The sequence below is a fragment of the Ruegeria arenilitoris genome, from assembly GCF_013030265.1.
In the GTDB taxonomy this organism is placed as follows: Bacteria; Pseudomonadota; Alphaproteobacteria; order Rhodobacterales; family Rhodobacteraceae; genus Ruegeria; species Ruegeria arenilitoris_E.
In genome coordinates, this window is the sequence record NZ_WPZQ01000007.1 from 300,741 (window position 1) to 319,077 (window position 18,337).

Consider the following 18,337-nt stretch of genomic DNA (forward strand, 5'->3'; position numbering starts at 1 on the left):
GATATCGGTCAGATCGATTTCGTGGTCCGTTAAAATTCCGGCCAAAGGCAAATTTAGAGGATCAGCAGGCTTTCCGGCTTCAACATCCGCTTGGGAAATGGACTGCCAGTTTCCGAAGCCATCTTTGTCCGTGATCAGGTTCAGGTGAACACCCGAGATTGAAAGACCACTCAGCGACAGTTTACTGTTCCAGAGGTCGCGTGCGGACACTTCAAACTCTATCTCATCGATTGCTGCAAGGTTCACTTCAGCATTCGGAGAACCGGGTAGTTCCAACCCTGCCGCTGACACATGCAATTGCCGACCAAGACCCAGACGCACTTCATCTTCAATTCTAACGTCCTGACCAAGTTTGTTAGAGATCAGTTTTTCGACGAAAGTAGTCCTGACCGAAGAAAACAACGCAGAAGACAGAAAAAGCCAAGCTGCCAACATAGCGACACACGCGACAGCGAAACAAATCAATATACCTTTTGCAACGTATCGCACGTACTTCTCCTAAATTTCCGATTCATCCAGTGGGTAGCCTAGAACATTTAATCATTAAGTTAATCGAATATATGGTGTGCAATTTTACTGAACTCTGAATGATCTTGAATGCATAATTGGTATTCTTGCCAATTTGATCGAGCCGCTGACAAATGAGTAGATGGTAATCTTTCGGTTTTTTGCTGCTTGCCCAGCTTCTAAACAGCGGGTTTGAAGTGGGTCAAACTTGTCAAAACGGACGCGTTGCATGAGTGCTGACTACATCGGTCCGACCAACCCACCAACCGACAGAAAGCAGGGTTCTTTCGATACTCTTCAGTTATTCAATAACTGCTAAATATGAATTCATCAAACAATGATGACACGACGAGCTCACCACCCGGAAAAGCAAAAGGAACAGGCTTTACTTCTAAGGACGGTAACGAAGGCTTATATTGATCATGATGCCAATCCTTGCCTTAAAGTGTTTTGGAGTAACTTAGATGAACTGTGAGATCAGTGTTAAAGTTCCGCATGGCGGCCGTGCGCTTCTCTGCGTCTAACTAAGCCACGCTGAATGTCCGCATGTCGCGTTACACGTCGCTGTGTCTTACAAGTGCCAAGGCACAGCCGAGGGAGACAAGCAGAGCACCACAAGTGCGGTCGATCCAGAGTGATCCGCTGTCGTTCAGCAACTGCATCGCTTTGGTACCCAGCCCGGCATAAGCGGTCATCACCATCACATCGATCGCGATAAAGATACCCGCGAGCCTGGCATATTGCGTTAGCAGCGGTTCCATCGGGTTCAGAAACTGAGGCAGAAAAGCGGTGAAGAACAAGTATCCCTTGGGGTTCGTCACAGCCACGAAGAAGCTCTTTCTGAATATCGCCAGAGCGCGACGACCCGGTATCGCACAACGCACATTTGCCCGGTTCGTTTCCAATCCCAGTTCCCCCGACGACCGTAGCATCTGAATGCCCAGCCACACTAGATAGGCGACACCGATCCATTTCACCAAGTTGAACAGCACCGCCGAAGTGATCAGAACAGCACCCAAACCTAACGCTGCCGCCGCGATTAGCACTCCATCGGAAATCGCAGCGCCTGCGATCCCGTAACCGGCATATGCCATTCCAAACCGCGACCCGTTGGACAGCGCTAAAAGTACGGTGGGTCCGGGTGTCATCACGATAATCAGTGCGAGCAAGCCAAAGGAAAAAAGCGAAATTTCCATCGGTTAATCTCCGAGTTGAGGTGGAAGACAGAGCCAAGCCCGTCAAAAGCACCACCACGTTGCTAGCTAGTGTTCAGTACGTGTTCCAGTACTGCCAGCTTGGCTAATGGCTGTGCCATCAGGTTCACCCCGTAGAGGATGCATTCATCTGACCGACTTCATGCTTTTGCTGGGCTGCAATTATGACCCTGACAAAGATGACTAGAGCGGCGAGCTGACCCAAAAAAACAGCAGGCCAGATCAGGGCTAGCTGCGCATCGAAGTATTTCTGCGGTCCAAAGGACACCAGCGCCATCAGCGCGGCCAGGATGCTGAGGCTCCGCCCTGCTGCATTTGTAAGAGGTTGCAGGATTATTGCGGACAGGGCGACGGACACCGAAGCACCTAGGAACGGAGCAATGCCGAACAGTGGCGTAGACACCGGCGGGTGTGGCCTGATCCCCGCATAAAGTGCTGAGAGCATGATCAGCTGTAGCAGGACTAACGTTGTAAGAGCTGCCAGGGTCTGCCGGTCGTGTTGGTTCATTTCACTCTCCAAAAGCGTAATTGATATTACGGTTGAAGATATCCGTATTTTTAATTACGGATGTTGTCAATGTGCAGGAGAAAAAATATGCGCGAAGAGAAAAGATCACTGCGCCAGCAGCAGATCGAGGCGGCGGCCTATGAGGTGCTGGAGGCGAAAGGATATGGCGGCACGTCGATGCTGGGCATCGCCAAGCAAGCACGCGCCTCGAATGAAACTCTTTACAACTGGTATGGCGACAAGCAGGGCCTGTTTCAGGCGCTCGTCACGCGAAACGCAGAAGAAGTGAAAATCCATCTGGAATCCGAACTGGAAACCGGTCACGATGCACTGTCTATTTTGGAAACGTTTGGACCGAAACTTCTGAACCTTCTTACCGGCGAGAGAGCCGTCGCCCTTAACCGTGCCGCCGCCGCAGACAGCAGTGGTGAGCTTGGTGCTACATTATCAAAGGCAGGGCGCGAGGCAGTCATCCCCCTTCTGGAGCAAGTATTGGTGCGCGCCAGAGACGAAGGCCAATTGAACTTTGATAATACAGGGGAAGCTGTAGGACTTTACCTTGATCTGCTCATCGGCGATCAGCAGATTAGACGCGTCATCGGGCGCCTTCCTATCCCATCGGCATCCGTATGCGAGGACCGCGCGCAACGGGCCGTGAACTATCTCCGCCAGCTTCTGGCCTAAGCCCCTTCACAACAAGCGCAATTGGAACCTGATAGATAGGCCCTTTTAGTTCACCTCAAGTCTGCCATTCCATGGCGGAACTCTGAGCGCAAGTCGACGCAATCGACGCTGAACTCGTAAACATGCTGGTCCTACGAAGCCGGTAGTTCGACCGGGCCGTGGAACCTAAAAAGATCGAAGGCCTCCCGGCGAGGACGACCGACCCGGTTGCAGAAGTGCTGTCCAGAACTGATCGAATGGTCCATCGAGCGCGAAAACAAGAAGCTCGGTGCATAGAGCGAATTGCTTCCGTGTGGCTTAGCAGGTAAGCGGTCGTTGGTACGCCTACTGCTAATTCACATTTTGTCCGCTCACCCGCCATTAGCGATCCGGTTTTGAATGTACGGCGTGTACGGTTCGCGATTTACTGCATGAGCGAACGGCGAAAGTGGGTTCAAGGGCAGCTTCGGGTACTTTCTGGCCATTTTATGTGCATTGAATTAAGGACTGCCCTTGTTGTTTGCTCGCTTAGAAAATCATGGTTTCTAGAGTCTCAAAAAATGTAAACCTCCAAGTAGCCGATTTTATTGTAACCGCGGTCTCACCACCAAAGTGATCCGACAACCATTTGTCGGAGTGCGTAAATAATGCGACTAAATTATTGAGACTCGCCTCCCATTGAATTCTACACCTTATGATTTTTTGCGTTTTTTGAATGTTTCGAAGGCTCGAGCTCTTCAATTCAACGTTAAACAGAAAGTCAATGAGTTTCTTCGCAAACCGGCCATTCGCTGTAGGCGCAATACTTACTACGGACCAATCTGACGCAAACTTTGACATTACCGTCGTTTGTTTTGTCTGCGCGATCTTAATGTGGATTGAATAGGTGGGTTTCCTGAACGCTCGGCCAATCTTATGATGACAGGTCGGCAACAAAGGCCATCGAGCAGGGTTCAACCCGCCGCAATCAAATCTCAGATTTGTACACCGCTTACTCACTTGGCACTCCCTTCAGCAAATGGGTGCCTAAACTCGAAAATTGCATCTCGGATCCGGCAACCAAGTCCTTGGGTAAGAACAAGTTCAACAACATCGCTGCGCACTAAGCAGTTGGCTTCAAGAAAATCGCTTGAACGTGCAGCATTCGCAGAGGTGTCGGTTTACGTCTTATGATGAGACATAGTCCGGGTGTAACTTGGGGCGAGCTCACGGGAATTCGTGACCGCCAATGGAGCCAGATCAAGGGATGCTTATATCCAAATTTCACACACACAAAACCGTGAAGTCCACTAAGTCTTTGTTAAGTAATGATTTAGACTGAAGGGACGTTGGAGTCCACGCAAAGCAAAGAACAGACTTCTGGCTTCTGTCCCACAAAATAATTGATCTTAAAAGCCATTTCCGCTCCGATGTTGGTTCATAAGCAGAGGTTTCCAGCATCTAAAGTGATTGCCCGTTTGATGGTAACGCAGGTGTCAGGAGGCCCAACCAGACCAATGGGAGAAATACTGAGATGAGTATCAAAACCAAACTTATGTCCGCCGTAGCCGGAGTGGCAATGCTTAGCGGTGGCCAGGCAATGGCGGCAGATGAAATTACCGTGGCTTATTTTTTGGAGTGGCCGATGCCGTTCCAATACGCCAAAGAGACCGGTGCCTACGACGAGGCTATGGGCGTTAAAGTTAACTGGGTCAGCTTTGATACCGGTACTGCAATGTCGGCGGCAATGGCGGCAGGCGATGTGCAACTCAGCGTGAGCCAGGGCGTACCACCCTTTGTCGTAGCGACCTCGGCTGGCCAGGACCTGCAGATCGTTGACGTGGCCGTGTCTTACTCGGAAAACGACAATTGCGTTGTACGTTCGGACTTGGAGATCGACAAGGACAGCGCTGGGGAACTGGCTGGCAAGAAGGTTGCTGTTCCCCTAGGCACCGCTGCGCATTATGGCTTCTTGTCGCAAATGGCACATTTCGGTGTGGATCTGGACAGCTTGGAAATCGTCGATATGGCTCCGGCTGAAGGTGAAGCGGCTTTGAGCCAGGGATCGATTGATATGGCCTGTGGTTGGGGTGGTGCGCTGCGCCGCATGATGGACAGTGGTAACGTATTGCTGACTGGCGACGAAAAGGAAGAGCTGGGTATTCTTGTCTTTGATGTTACCTCAGCACCCACGTCCTATGTGGCCGAGAATTCCGACCTGGTTGCAAAGTTCTTGGCAGTAACTGCCGAAGCAAATGCCAAATGGGCCGATGAGGCCAACCACGCGGAAATGCTGCCTGTCATCGCGAAAGACGCAGGTATGTCTGAAGCGGATGCGATGGCGACCATCTCAACCTTTAAGTTCCCGACTGTCGAAGAACAGTTGTCGGACAAATGGCTGGGTGGCGGCGCACAGACCTTCATGAAGGGTGTAGCGGACGTCTTTGTTGGCGCCGGGTCAATCGACGCGGCCAAGGCTTCCTACACCGACAACGTGAACACAGGCCCTCTGTCAGAATAATCCTGGCTTGAATCTGGGTGGACGTGACAAAAGCGTCCACCTATTTGCGCGTTTTTCACCGGGTGAAAACGTGCCCCACTGAAGGCAATGGGGGACCAGGTGTCGGGACTTCTCATAGACAATATTTCGATGCGTTTCAGCCTGCCCAATGGCGGGCACGTGCAGGCGCTCAAGAACGTGACGTTAGACATCAAGTCGGGCGAATTGATGAGCGTTCTGGGCCCGTCGGGCTGCGGCAAGACGACCTTGCTGAACATTGTTGCGGGCTTTCTGGCCCCGACCGATGGACAGATACTGCTCAACGACAAACCTGCAACCGGCCCAGGCCCCGAACGCGGTATGGTGTTCCAACAGGGCGCACTATTTGAATGGATGAACGTCCGCCAAAACGTAAGTTTCGGTCCGGATATGAAAGGAGTCAGCCGCGCCGAGAGCAAAGAGAAAGTAGATCACCTTTTGGATATCGTTGGCCTCGCGGATTTTAAAGAGAAGGCCGTTTATGAACTGTCGGGTGGCATGCAGCAACGCGTAGCCTTGGCGCGCTGCCTGGCCAATGAGCCCGACGTGATCTTGATGGATGAACCTTTGGGCGCGCTGGATGCGCTGACCCGTGAAAAGATGCAATCACTGGTGTTGGACCTTTGGAAGGATACCGGCAAGACGATTATCCTGATCACCCACTCGGTTGAGGAGGCGTTGCTTTTGGGCGAGCGCTTGCTGGTGATGGCTCCGCGTCCTGGTCGGGTGCACAAGGAATATCGCCTGCCATTTGCCGACCTTGGCGCTGGCAATGACCTACGCGAAGTGAAGAAACACAAGGATTATTCTGTCACGCGCGAGGAAATTCTGGAAATGATCTGGAACATGGAAGAAGAAATCATGGGCCGGGCGGAGGAAAGCGCATGATTGGCCTGCTAGTCTTATTCCTTTACGTGCTGGCGTTCTTCGGATCGCTGTTCATTGTCAAGCGCCTGCTGCCGAAGCAATTCGAGCCGCAAGGTTTCAACTCTGTCAAGACGGTGACCTTTGGCGATGAAAGCGCCATCAAAGCCAATCGGATTGCCTCAGTCATCTCGGTCATCACCATATTTTGGCTGTGGGTCGCCTTCACCAACTCAACCATCCCGCTGCCAAAGCTGCCTGGGCCGTTTTCCGGCGATACCACGTTTACCTATACTGCACAGTTAGAGGACGGCAGTACTGACGATGCCACTGTGACAGTACGTGTCTATCGTGAGGATATCCAACAGACAGTTGATGAAAACGGCGAACCGGGTCGTGAGCCCGCCGCCGTCGAAGTCGAACTGGGTGACGGTTTTGCCAAGAATGACACCCTCACTGTGGCCCGGTATGGTTTTAAGGTGATCAACGTCTGGCAGAATGACGACGTATCCAAAAGTGATGGGTCCAAGATCATTGCTATCAACGGCACACCCATTGAGCCGGGCGGCAAAATTTCAACGCCAGAAGGTGAGATTAGCCTGACCGATAAGGGCACACCTACTTTTGCTCCGGCTACAGGCCTACGTATGGCGCGACTCTATTTGCCTTCCCCTGAGGTTGTGTTCCAGCGATTCATCGAGCTGAACAAAGAGGGCTATCAAGGCTACACTTTGCTGCAGCATACGCGCTACTCGCTGCAGAGGGTTCTGTTGGGCTTTCTGATCGGTGCCTTAGTGGGCATTCCGATTGGTTATGCCATGGGTCTAACGGGCTGGGCCCGCGGGTGGTTTGATCCGATTGTTGAATTCATGCGTCCCATTCCACCCTTGGCGTTGATCCCGTTGATCATCATCTGGTTCGGAATCGGAGAGCTCGGCAAGGTTGTCCTTCTGTTTCTGGCAGCCTTGTGGATCATGATAATTGCGGCGCGATCTGGTGTGTCAGGCGTAGCTATCACCAAGGTACACGCAGCCTATTCACTGGGCGCTTCCAAATGGCAGATCCTGAGCCGGGTGATTGTACCCAACTCGCTCCCTGACATCTTTACCGGAGCACGGGTGGCGATGGGGGTCTGTTGGGGGACGGTTGTCGCGGCTGAACTAGTTGCGGCTAACGTTGGCCTCGGAAAGATGATCGTGACCGCCTCGAAGTTCCAGCTGACCGATATCATCATCGTAGGGATTATCGTGATCGGAATCATCGGCTTCGCCATTGAAGTCGGAATGCGCAAGTTGGAAAGTTGGCTGATCCCCTGGAAAGGCCGCGTATAACCTACAGGCTTCAAGGGTTACTAATGAGCCTCTGCCATCGGCAGAGGCTTCCATTTGTTGGCTGTCTTCCGTGTCTGTATCCCAGATACAGTGAACAAAGTCTGCTCTCACGAAGTGTCGGCGATCATATCACGCCCGCAGCGAAAGCCGGCCTTCTGACCTGTTTTCGAAACCACTTTGCCGGGAACCGTAGCAATAGCCAGTCAAGTTCATTGTTTTGCTCCGGATCGAGCTTGGATCTTAGTTCTTGCATCGCAGGCGCCCTGCCCCAACGCTTCTCGTGCACGTCTTTGATCGAAAACAGGTTGGTTCGCCGTCATAGAGTGGTCGCGATCAGACCATGAGTTTTTCGGCGTTTGGCGATCGAAGAAGCGCGATAAGGTCGTTTCATCGAGGTAATGCTAAAAGAGTACGTTTGGTTCGTAGATGAGGAACCCACTCAACCAGAGATCGCTTGACATAATGTCCCTCAGCAGTGTTCGCGGATTGTCACGGCGGCGCCGAACGTCCGCGGGTTGCGGAAATCTGGAAACATACCGTCCGATGCCTACTGATGAGATCATCGTAATGTGCAACAAAGCCGCCGCTTGGAAGTTTAGAGTCGAGCACCACTATTGAGCCAAAACGGACTTTGTTAATCTTCACCAAAAGAGTGTTTAGGGAAAAACCGCTGCTCGCTCACCAGTTCTCAAGCCAATTTTTCCAATACTTATCAGAGCGCTCTATGAAGGCGCGGACATGGGGAAGCTGGAAATCCCTTTCGACATAAACCAATCGCAGGTGATCTTCTCGAACCACATCGTCTGGGAAAAGCGCGACTAGATCGGAGTTCTTGCTAAGCGCACTTTCGGGCAACATCCCTATTCCGAGCCCGGCATAAACCGCCTGAACCATTAACCTGAAACCAGCGGTCAGCATGCGAGGACGAACCTTGAGAGTTTTACCCGATGCCAGTGGCCATTGGACTTCTGGAAACCCTTCAGAATTTCGGAGAACAATGCAATCAAAGTTCTGTATCGCTTCTGGGCTATCCGGCATGCCGTGCTCCGCCAGAAAGCTGCCGGTGGCCATCGCAAGAGTTCGATTGCTGAAGATGCTTTTTGTGATCAGCGAGGGATCGTTAATTTTCCCAAATACCAGAGCGACGTCGATACCAGCTGCGCGCAGGTCGGTACGGCGATTGGTAACGACTATGTCCAACTCGACTTTGGGAAACTCAGTAGCAAACTCTGTAAATAGTGATGCGGCGGCAAATTCGCTTTCCGGCACAGAAATTCTCAGAGGTCCACGTGGTTCATCGTCATGTAGCTTCAGGGCCTTCCAAGTCGCATCGACATCAGCGGCAATACGTTCCGCTCGGATATAGAGTTCTTTACCGGCTGGCGTAAGGAAGAGATCACGCGTTGTACGTTGAAGCAGGCGTAGTCCCAGCGATGCTTCCAACTCGTTTAGGCGACGGCTCAACGTAGGGCGGGTTAAATACAGTTGATCAGCCGCCTTTGAAATACTGCCTGCTTCGACCACTGCCTTAAACTCTAAAAGGCGATCCGCGCTTGGAAATCTATTCATCACCTGTCCAATTATTTTTCATCAGCTATCCATTTTATAGATATTACGCTGAATTTTGAACATCGCTAATAAGTCTGCCTGAAATGAACCGAGGCGACTCGGGCCCGCTCACAGTCGGAGAATGAAATGGACCCTTATCTTACCGCCCGTTTCCTGCACATTTTGTTTGCCACTATCTGGTTTGGCTTGACGATTGGTGGCGGGCAAAAGGCTCTTTGGTTTGCCCGTGAAGACCCCAGCAAAGAGGCACCAGCAAGCGACTATCTTAAAAGAGCTGCCGTCATAGGGACCTTTACCGGACTAGCAACAATTGCATTAGGCCAATGGCTGATGATGCAACTAGGGGGCTGGGCGGAAATGCCAACACTCATTCATGTAGGTGCCAGCCTTGCCATCGTGATCTTCGTGATTGGTATCTGGCCCATTGGTAATGGCTGGAGAAAGCTGGCCAAGGAAAGAGAGCTTGGAAAAGATCCGGGGATACTTGAAGCTATCGCCCGACGTATTGGCCTTTGGTATCACGTCGTTCAGCTGCTTTGGATCGCAATCCTGGCAACGATGGTATTCCGGCATTTTTGAGACCACCTACCACGAGGCAACCCTATGCCCTTCATCCTGTTGGCGCTGCTGCAAGTGAAGGGTGGAGCTTTCTGGCTGGTCTCCATCGTCAAAGGCCTGGTTTGGGGCTCGAAGGTGGAACGAGCGCTTAGGTCCCGCGCCCCAATCGCAAAAACAAAATCCGGCTCTTACTAACCAGGTGAAACTGATGTTCGTCTTACGCACCGCTGTTCTTTTTATCCTGCTTGCGGCTATTGTCGGTAGCCTGGGTTTCGTTAAGTACACGCAAATTTCAGATGCGATCGCAGCCGGAGAAGCCTATCCGGAGCATTCGGAATCTGTCGAAGCTATCACAACCGAATTGTCATCATTTTCCCGTAAGATTCGCCTGCCGGGCGAGGTTGTGTTGCGAGATCACGTCGTCCTTCACAGTCAGCACGCCGGTCAGATCGCACGGCTTGGTTTTCAGCCGGGAGACGTCGTTGAGTCGGGGCAGCTTCTTGTACAACTCGACATCGGCATGGAAAACGCGCAGTTGATTGGTGCGCGGGCCGAGGTGGCTCTTGCGCGGCTTGGACTGGAACGGGCCGAGAAACTCTTAGAAAGCGGCAGTGCCAATCAAGCTCGGCTTGACCAGGCGCGGGCCACCTATGACATCGCCCGTTCGAATGTTGAGGTGATCGAGCAGACGATTGAGCAGAAAACCATCCGCGCGCCATTCTCTGGGCAAACCCGACCCGGTCAGCTGACAGTCGGGCAATACTTGACCAGCGGTAGCGAGGTCGCACGGATCACGGATCAGCACGAGATAATCTGGATAGATTTTCGGCTTCCACAGTTTCTGGGAGACCCGCCTGTAGGCGCAGCAATCGGGGTGATAGCAAGATCCAACGAGAATTGGACTGGGCCGATAATCTCTCGCGACGCGGGAGTTTCATCAGATACTCGCACGCGTCTTTACCGAGTCGAACTGCGCGGATTAGAGGCCGCGTTATCTCATGGCAGTTTTGTTGAAGTTGAAGTGGCGTTAGACGCCCCGATCCCAGTGGTCGAACTTCCCTCATCCGCGCTGCAATCGGATGCCTATGGACAGTTTGTGAATCTGCTGGTCCCGGGAGAACAAGAAGGCACGTTCCGAGCGAACCGCCGGGATGTGACAGGGGTTCAATACTACGGAGAACGGGTGCTGATCAGCGGCGGTTTGGAAGCCGGATTATTGGTGGCCACAGATGGGGCGTTCAAGCTTTACCCGGGCGTGCTGACCAATGTGGTGGAGGATCTGCCGCAGGACCCGCAATCCGATAGCGGCTGGTAAAGGGAGGCAGGGCTATGGAGATCTTTGTTCGCAGACCGGTTCTGTCAATTGTTCTGGCATTGGTCGTGGTACTGGGCGGGCTATATGCCATCGCCCGCGTGCCGATCGTGCAGTTCCCTGTATTGGAAAGCTCGGCCATTGAAGTCAAAACCCATTTCACCGGGGCGTCCGCGGAGGTTGTGCAGGGCTTTATTACCGATCCGATTGAAAAGGCGACAAACGCCATCGAAGGCTTGGACTTTGTCGACAGTTCAACAGTTGCTGGACAGAGCACCGTGACCGCCTGGTTGAAGCTGGGCGAAGACAGTTCAATTGCTCTGGCGCAGCTTTCAGCAGAATTGAACAAGGTACGGTCCGAATTGCCGCTGGGTGCCGACGATCCAGCGGTTTCGGTCAAACGCGCTGATCGGGTCGCAGGAGCGTTTTATCTGTCGGCATCCTCTGAGTTTTGGGCGCGCCACGAGGTCACGGATTACTTAGACCGCAACGTGGTTCCGATCCTTTCCTCTATTGATGGTGTGCAACGGGTAGGTCTGGATGGTGGCCGCCAACCGGCGTTGCGTATTTGGCTGAACCTTTCACGCCTAGCAGCAGTCAACATGTCGGCGGACGAAGTTTTGAACGCACTTCAGAACAACAACCTCGTGGCAGCAGTGGGAAATTTGGAAGGGACACATCAAAAACTAAATATCCTGACAAATGCCAGTCTGCAGACTGTCGAGGACTTTCAAGAACTCGTGCTGCGCGATCTGGATGGCTATCAGTTGAAGCTTTCAGACATCGCGCGTGTGGAAATGGGTGAAGATACGGCGCCCGTGGATGCACGTGATGGGCGCAACAAGCTGGTGTTCCTTTCGATCTGGCCTCTGCCCGGAGCCAACGAAATCGCCATCGGTAACGATCTATACGTGTTGTTGGACGAGATTAACGCAGGTTTGCCGGCGGGGCTGGAGATCGAAATCGTCTATGACAGCACGGAATATATGCGCGCGGCGCTGACCGAAATATTCAAGACACTTGCGGAAACTGTGCTGTTGGTCGGTGCTGTGATCTTGTTCATGATGGGGTCAATCCGGGTGGCGATTGTGCCACTGGTGGCCATCCCCTTGTCGATCCTTGGAGCATTGATTGGCATGTTTGCGATGGGGTTCACTCTGAACCTTTTGACTATTCTGGCGATTGTGCTCTCGGTCGGCCTTGTGGTGGATGACGCGATTGTGGTTGTGGAAAACGTGGCGCGGTACAAACGCGAGGGTAAGTCAGGGATTGAAGCCGCACTGCTAAGCTCTCACGTGCTGGTCAAACCGATTGTGGCGATGACATTCACGCTTGCTGCCGTGTTTATTCCAATTGGCTTCACAGCCGGCCTTTCAGGGGCCTTGTTCCGGGAATTTGCTTTCACCATGGCTATTGCGATTGTCCTGTCGGGCGTTGTTGCGGTGACCTTATCGCCATTGATGAGCGCATATTTGACTGGAGACAAAGGGCACGAAGCCTGGCTTACGCGAAAAGTGAATAGCGCCTTCGATACACTGGCTAGGGCTTATGGCGCTCTGTTACGTCGATTGCTCAACTGGCGTGCGCAAATTCTTGTGTTTTCGCTTGTGTTTTCGCTTCTTGTCGTTCCGTTTTACCTTTTCTCAGCCAAGGAACTGGCGCCAGTTGAAGATCAGGGCATGATCAGCGTGGTAATCCAGGCTGCGCCAGGAAGTTCACTTGATGCGACCAATGCGGGTATGGACAAGTTGGTTGATCTTGGCTTGTCGCTGCCTGGTTCGGAAAGCTTCTGGCAGATTGTGACCAAAGAAGGTGGCTTTGGCGGGATAGAGTTCAAAGACTTCTTTGAACGTGAACAGAACATCAAAGATATCCTGCCGCAACTATACGGCGCCTTGGCACAATTGAGCGAATTGAAGGTTCTACCCTTCCTCGGTGCGGCTCTGCCCACCGCAGGGCAATTTGACGTAGAAATGGTGGTCAAAGGCCCGGGTACGTACCAGGAGATGCAGGGTCTTGCCTATGCCTTCCTGGGGGTCGGCTTTGAAAGCGGTAAGTTTCTTTATGTGGATACTGACCTGAAGACCGACCTGCCTGTAATCAAGCTGGATTACAATCACCAAAGGTTGGCAGATCTCGGCCTTACCAGCCGGTCCGTGACTGCGCAGCTTTCGGCCTTGCTATCAGACCGATACGTGAATCGGTTTGATGCAGGAGGTCGCGCCTATCAGGTCATTCCGATGGCTGAGGAGAAATTCCGCGCGGAACCTGCAGCGCTCAGTGAACTGGGGATCAGGCTGAGCGATGGCACCATAGTGCCGCTGAGTACGCTGGCAGATATCCACGTTGTGGCGCAACCGCGTGCGCTTGGTAAATTTGACCAACAGCGCGCCTTTCGAGTGACCGGAGGCGTAGTCCCAGGTATAACCAAGGCCGAAGCGCTGGCAGTATTGGAGAAGGCTGCAGATGCGATCTTACCACCCGGATACACCATTGATTACGCGGGAGTTTCACGCCAGATCAAGCAAGAGGCGAACAGCCTTTTGGCGACCATGGCGATGTCACTTGCAATCGTCTACCTCGCGCTCGTGGTTCAATTTAACAGCTTTCGTTCACCGCTGATCATTCTCTTGGGCTCAGTTCCTCTGGCACTCTCGGGTGCAGTAATGATCTCTTTTCTTGGGTTCACTTCGATCAACATCTATTCACAAATTGGAATCATCACGTTGGTCGGGCTGGTCGCCAAAAACGGGATTCTGATTACAGAGTTTGCCAATCAATTGATGGATCAGGGCAAGGATTCCGTGACTGCGATCATCGAAGGAGCGCAATCTCGGCTACAAGCAATTCTGATGACCACTATCGCAACCATCATCGGGCATATCCCGCTGTTACTTGTCGAAGGGCCGGGAGCAGAGGCGCGTGGCAGTATCGGCATTATCATTGTAGCAGGGATGAGCATTGGCACGCTCTTCACGTTGATTGCCCTGCCATCGATTTTCCTACTCTTCACTCCGCGCGATACTGCTAAGTCCACAACATCGATGAACAAACCACCGAATAGCAAGTTAGAACTTGCTGCAGAATAAGTTTGATGGTGACGGCAATCCGGTCGGCAAAGCGCAGTAGTTAGCTTGGATTGCGATACACCTCATTAAATGGGATTGTCGGCAACACGCCCAAAAGCTGTTGTTCGTACAATTCGCGGTATTGGTGTTTTGGGGGACTTCCGGCGGTTCTCTGCGTGTTAAAGGAAGGACTGTTTTGTTCGGTTAAGAAATCATGATTTTAGAGTCTCAAAACATAAAACTCTTAGCAGCTAATTTTACTGTAACCGCAGTCTCACCTTAAGGTGATCCGACAAACATTGTCGGAATACGTAAGAATTGGGACTGAATCTTTGAGACTCGTCTCCCCTTGAAATCAATGGCTTAGTGTTTCGGCCATTTTCACCAGCTCATCCGACCTTGATGCTCTTCTGACGTTGGGCAAACGCGTTCAGCCAGTTCTGCAAACTGGCATTGCCTATTTGTAGACAATGCCAGCACAGGCAGTTGGGAGGAGAATTTGAACTGCCTAATGTTTCTGAGCTTCGTCGTGAGACCTGTAACTTACAGATGCACGAAGAGATCACTACCCTCTACTGATACATCGAAGCGTCTCGTTTTAATGGATGAATCCACAAGAAACTCACCGCTGCGAATGTCGAATTCCCAACCGTGCCAGGCGCAGCGGACGATTTCACCAGCGCGATCATAGACAAACTCGGTTGAGTCCGTTTGGCGGGTCGTACCGCAGACCGGGCCTTCGCAGAGGGCCGCGCCTTTGTGAGGACAGATATTGAGCAAAGCGTGATAACCGTCATCGAGTTTGAAAACGCCGATGGGCAAGTTCGAAACTGTGACGATCTTGGCCGCGTCGGCGGGAACTTCATCGATTTTGCAGGCGAAATGCTTGTTTGCCATTGTCGAAGTCTCCTTCTTTATTCAGCAGCATGCGCCATCGGGCGCGGTAGGCGGGTATAGACGTCCAGTGCATTGAGCCCAAAAATCTTCTCGCGCCATGCGGGCGGGACGTGCAACTTGTTGACATCGTCATAGTCCCAGTGCGGATAGTCCGATGCGAACATCAATGTGTTCTCACCATCCATCGCCTCAAGAGTGCTCCATAGGTGCTGAATGTTGGCTGGTTGCTCCAGCGGCTGGGTAGACATGCGGATGTTCGACTTGAAATACTCGGAAGGCAGACGCTTGAGCCACGGTGTTTCCTTGCGCAGTGCCTTATAGTTCGCGTCCAGACGCCACAGAACCGACGGCACCCAGGCGACGCCGCATTCGATGATCACCACCTTCAGCTCGGGCCATTTCTCAAACACGCCGTGGGCGATCAAGCTGGCCATGTGGGTCATGGCAGTCTGTGGCAGGATCGCATGGGTTTCCCAAAAGAAGGTCGAAGGCCCGGCCCCAATGGGGGTCGAGTTGATACCGCCCTGTCCACCAAGGTGCATGGCGAATGGCAGGCCCATTTCGGCACAGGCTTCATAAATCGGGTGGTAGAACGGGTCGCCATAAGGGCGCGCAGCACCGTGGCTCACCAAAACTTGAACGACACGGGGGTGGCCGCCAACCCGGCGGATTTCAGCAGCAGCCAGATGCGGGTCCTGCGGTGCCACCACGATCGAGCCCCAGAACCGCTCGTCCTTGGGCAGCCAGTAGTCGATCATGTAGTCGTTATAGGCTTTGCACAGCGCATTGGCGTAATAAGGGTTGGCCAGCGTTGAGGCTTCGATTGGTTCGTCGCCGGTCAGGATCGCAACGTCGATATTGTATTTGTCGAGGTGCTTTTCCTTCATGATCAGGTAGTTGTCGTCTTCCTCAACCGGGTTCACATCATGGCGTGCAAAGCCTTCGGGATGGAACCAGGGACGGTGGCCATGGGGAAACGCACCACGCGGGCCGGTGCGTTCACCCCGGACGAACATGTCCTTGAAAAGACCTTCCATGTAGGGTTCCAGAACCGTGGCGCTGCACCAATAGTTGTGGCAGTCGCAATCGACGATGAACATAAACTTCTCCTGTTGCTGGCGCCAAAAGGGCGGGCTTACATCTTGTTCAACGACGCTTGATATCTGCGAAACTTTGGCAAATAAATACAATTGAAACGCACCTATCAATCGGGATTACCGATTAAATGAACCGCCAGCTATTAGTGACCTATATGGATGTTCTGGAAACGCGGAACTTCAACCGCACCGCTGAGCGCCTGAATGTGACCCAATCCACGGTCAGCGCTCGCATCCGACAGTTGGAGCAGGAACTGGACACGCGCCTGTTCGAACGAGGGCGCGGCGGGGCTGAACCCACAGCCGCCGGGCGGCGCTTTGAAACCCATTGCCGGTCGCTGCTGGCCGCCTGGAGCCTGGCGCGGCGCGATGTTGAGGCGGGTGGCGGTGGCAACAGGCAACGCTTGCGTATATCGGTTCAGTTCAGTCTGGCCCGATCTGTGCTGATTGACTGGACGAAGGCAATCCGGGAAAGAAACCCGCATCTGGACCTGTATCTCGAGGCCAATTTCTCGGAACAGATACAGCGGGATGTTCTGACCGGCGAGACGGATATCGGTATTGTTTTTGTCCCGCAGCGAGCGCCGGACATGTTTGTTAGCGAATTGGGCAGCGAAAGCTATGTGATGCTGTCCACCGATTGTGACCGGATCGAGGATGTCCAATGGTCACGCTACATTCAGGTCGCCTACACATCCTATTTTGATCGCCAGCACGATGAGGCGTTTTCGGATCAGCCGCAAAGTTCGACCCTGGTGGGCAGCAATGATCTGGCTTTGGATTTCCTAAAAGCCAACGGCGGAACGGCATATTTCCCCGGGTTTGCCGCACCGGGTCTGTGTGCCGAATATCCGAAATTGCAACAGGTAACGGACGCACCGGTGATTCCACAGCCCATCTATTCCATCGTGCACGTACGAAAACGTCATGATACTCTGGTGGCTCAGGCAGTCACCCTGTTCAAAGAACTGATCCAGCACAGATCAATCGCTTTAACCGATTGATACAACAATTCTGCACCGTTTTTCAGATCCCCTGCACCACTATCCTCGCGCGAACCCTATTCTGGAGGTTTCCGCAAGATGCTCGTTGCGACGGACAGTCCGTTTTCCCTGAGTTCAGCCAATAACCAACCCTGCTATGCAGGTGGGCCTGCCACTTTGACGTGCAAGGCGGTGATCGATGAAACGCATGACAGCAAGACATTCGTTTTCGAAGACTCGCAAAGCCGCAGTTTTGACTTCAAGCCAGGCCAATACGTGACGTTCTGTTTCGAGATCGAAGGCAAGCAACACGTGCGTGCCTATTCGATCTCGTCCACGCCGACCCGGCCCCACAATATTCAGGTTACCGTCAAGCGAGTACCCGGTGGCATTGTATCCAACTATCTGAATGATCAAATGGCACCCGGGACAGAGATCGAGATTGCGGATATCGCCGGCGGTTTTAACTGGGTTGATATCCCCAGCGACAAACCATTGTTCTTGTCTGGTGGCTCGGGCGTCACCCCAGTCATGTCGATGCTGCAATATGTCACCGACGTGACCTTGCCCAAAGACATCGTCTTTGTGCATTTCGCACGCTCTCCGAAAGACATCATATTCCGCGATCAACTTGAGTTTCTGAATCGGCGCTTTGCCAATGTGACCGTCCATATGATCGTGGATGAGGCCGAAGATGGGTTCTTGGGAGAAACCGGTCAGATATCATCTGATCTGCTGCAGCGCCTTGTGCCCGATCATGCTGAGCGCAGCATTTTCATGTGTGGTCCCGAAGGCTTCATGAAGGCGGCACGCGACGTGGCCTCAATTATCCCATTTGCCGCAGTCCACGAAGAGAGCTTTGGCGAGAAAATTACAATCGAGGAAAGCGTCGGCACCGGGGGAGAAGTTTATTTCTCGCTCAGCGGTTTGCATGGGCATGCGAACGAAGGCGACACCCTGCTTGAGACTGCATTGAATGCTGGCGTTTGGATCGATTCCGCCTGTCAGCAGGGTGTCTGCGGTAACTGCAAGGTTCGCCTCACTCAGGGCGAAGTCGAAATGCAAGACATGGGTGGATTGCTGCCCGGCGATGTCGAACAGGGATATGTACTGGCCTGTTGCAGTTGGCCTAAGGGACCCGTCGCACTCGACGCGTGAAGTGGAAATCCAAAGGGAGGAGTAACAAATGTCAATAAAGCCACCTCTTTCGGAACTTCCGATCAAGACCGCTGACAACGGTTTTTATCG

At 52.8% G+C, this 18,337-nt stretch carries 14 protein-coding genes and 1 pseudogene; 9 read left to right on the forward strand and 6 right to left on the reverse strand.

Going from position 1 to position 18,337, the window contains the following annotated elements:
• Positions 1 to 81: 81 nt before the first annotated feature.
• The 3 genes and pseudogenes from GOX61_RS22625 to GOX61_RS14700 form a co-directional block, all read right to left on the reverse strand.
• Positions 82 to 489 (reverse strand): annotated as a pseudogene (locus GOX61_RS22625) (AsmA family protein); the annotation flags it as partial.
• Positions 490 to 1,061: 572 nt separating this feature from the next.
• Positions 1,062 to 1,703, reverse strand: a complete 642-nt coding sequence (locus tag GOX61_RS14695; RefSeq protein WP_170334881.1) for a LysE family translocator — start codon at positions 1,701 to 1,703, stop codon at positions 1,062 to 1,064.
• Positions 1,704 to 1,827: 124 nt separating this feature from the next.
• Positions 1,828 to 2,229 carry a hypothetical protein gene (locus tag GOX61_RS14700; protein ID WP_170334883.1) on the reverse strand — a complete coding sequence of 134 codons (402 nt, stop codon included), beginning with the start codon at positions 2,227 to 2,229 and terminating at the stop codon, positions 1,828 to 1,830.
• Between the two features lie 87 nt (positions 2,230 to 2,316).
• Here GOX61_RS14700 and GOX61_RS14705 point away from each other — a divergent pair, with 87 nt between their 5' ends.
• The 4 genes from GOX61_RS14705 to GOX61_RS14720 all read left to right on the forward strand — a co-directional run bounded on the left by GOX61_RS14705 (position 2,317) and on the right by GOX61_RS14720 (position 7,605).
• Entirely contained in the window at positions 2,317 to 2,913 is a 597-nt protein-coding gene (locus tag GOX61_RS14705; protein ID WP_170334885.1) for a TetR/AcrR family transcriptional regulator, read from the forward strand.
• Positions 2,914 to 4,405: 1,492 nt separating this feature from the next.
• Complete coding sequence (locus GOX61_RS14710) at positions 4,406 to 5,392, forward strand: taurine ABC transporter substrate-binding protein (protein ID WP_155149639.1); 987 nt, start codon at positions 4,406 to 4,408, stop codon at positions 5,390 to 5,392.
• A 99-nt stretch (positions 5,393 to 5,491) separates the two neighbouring features.
• The gene (locus GOX61_RS14715; protein ID WP_170334887.1) at positions 5,492 to 6,298 is read left to right on the forward strand and encodes an ABC transporter ATP-binding protein; all 807 of its coding nucleotides are present in this window, start codon (positions 5,492 to 5,494) and stop codon (positions 6,296 to 6,298) included.
• Complete coding sequence (locus GOX61_RS14720) at positions 6,295 to 7,605, forward strand: ABC transporter permease (protein WP_244328101.1); 1,311 nt, start codon at positions 6,295 to 6,297, stop codon at positions 7,603 to 7,605. The genes GOX61_RS14715 and GOX61_RS14720 overlap by 4 nt, the downstream gene beginning before the upstream one ends.
• Before the next feature lie 678 nt (positions 7,606 to 8,283).
• Here GOX61_RS14720 and GOX61_RS14725 read toward each other — a convergent pair.
• Complete coding sequence (locus GOX61_RS14725; protein WP_170334889.1) at positions 8,284 to 9,174, reverse strand: LysR family transcriptional regulator; 891 nt, start codon at positions 9,172 to 9,174, stop codon at positions 8,284 to 8,286.
• A gap of 126 nt (positions 9,175 to 9,300) precedes the next feature.
• Between GOX61_RS14725 and GOX61_RS14730 the strand changes: the two genes are divergently transcribed.
• From GOX61_RS14730 to GOX61_RS14740, 3 genes are all read left to right on the forward strand, one after another.
• The gene (locus GOX61_RS14730; RefSeq protein WP_170334891.1) at positions 9,301 to 9,753 is read left to right on the forward strand and encodes a hypothetical protein; all 453 of its coding nucleotides are present in this window, start codon (positions 9,301 to 9,303) and stop codon (positions 9,751 to 9,753) included.
• 187 nt (positions 9,754 to 9,940) lie between these two features.
• Entirely contained in the window at positions 9,941 to 11,047 is a 1,107-nt protein-coding gene (locus GOX61_RS14735) for an efflux RND transporter periplasmic adaptor subunit (RefSeq protein ID WP_170334893.1), read from the forward strand.
• 14 nt (positions 11,048 to 11,061) lie between these two features.
• Complete coding sequence (locus GOX61_RS14740) at positions 11,062 to 14,133, forward strand: efflux RND transporter permease subunit (RefSeq protein WP_170334895.1); 3,072 nt, start codon at positions 11,062 to 11,064, stop codon at positions 14,131 to 14,133.
• A 522-nt stretch (positions 14,134 to 14,655) separates the two neighbouring features.
• Here GOX61_RS14740 and GOX61_RS14745 read toward each other — a convergent pair.
• Together GOX61_RS14745 and GOX61_RS14750 are read right to left on the reverse strand one after the other, a co-directional pair.
• The gene (locus tag GOX61_RS14745; RefSeq protein ID WP_170334897.1) at positions 14,656 to 15,009 is read right to left on the reverse strand and encodes a Rieske (2Fe-2S) protein; all 354 of its coding nucleotides are present in this window, start codon (positions 15,007 to 15,009) and stop codon (positions 14,656 to 14,658) included.
• 17 nt (positions 15,010 to 15,026) lie between these two features.
• Complete coding sequence (locus GOX61_RS14750) at positions 15,027 to 16,109, reverse strand: amidohydrolase family protein (protein WP_170334899.1); 1,083 nt, start codon at positions 16,107 to 16,109, stop codon at positions 15,027 to 15,029.
• A gap of 125 nt (positions 16,110 to 16,234) precedes the next feature.
• On the opposite strand from GOX61_RS14750, the gene GOX61_RS14755 reads away from it, so the two are divergent.
• Together GOX61_RS14755 and GOX61_RS14760 are read left to right on the forward strand one after the other, a co-directional pair.
• Positions 16,235 to 17,110 (forward strand): LysR family transcriptional regulator, encoded by an 876-nt coding sequence (locus GOX61_RS14755; protein ID WP_170334901.1) that lies wholly within the window; start codon positions 16,235 to 16,237, stop codon positions 17,108 to 17,110.
• Positions 17,111 to 17,188: 78 nt separating this feature from the next.
• On the forward strand, positions 17,189 to 18,247 hold the full coding sequence (locus GOX61_RS14760; protein ID WP_170334903.1) for a hybrid-cluster NAD(P)-dependent oxidoreductase: 1,059 nt from the start codon (positions 17,189 to 17,191) through the stop codon (positions 18,245 to 18,247).
• Positions 18,248 to 18,337: the final 90 nt, after the last annotated feature.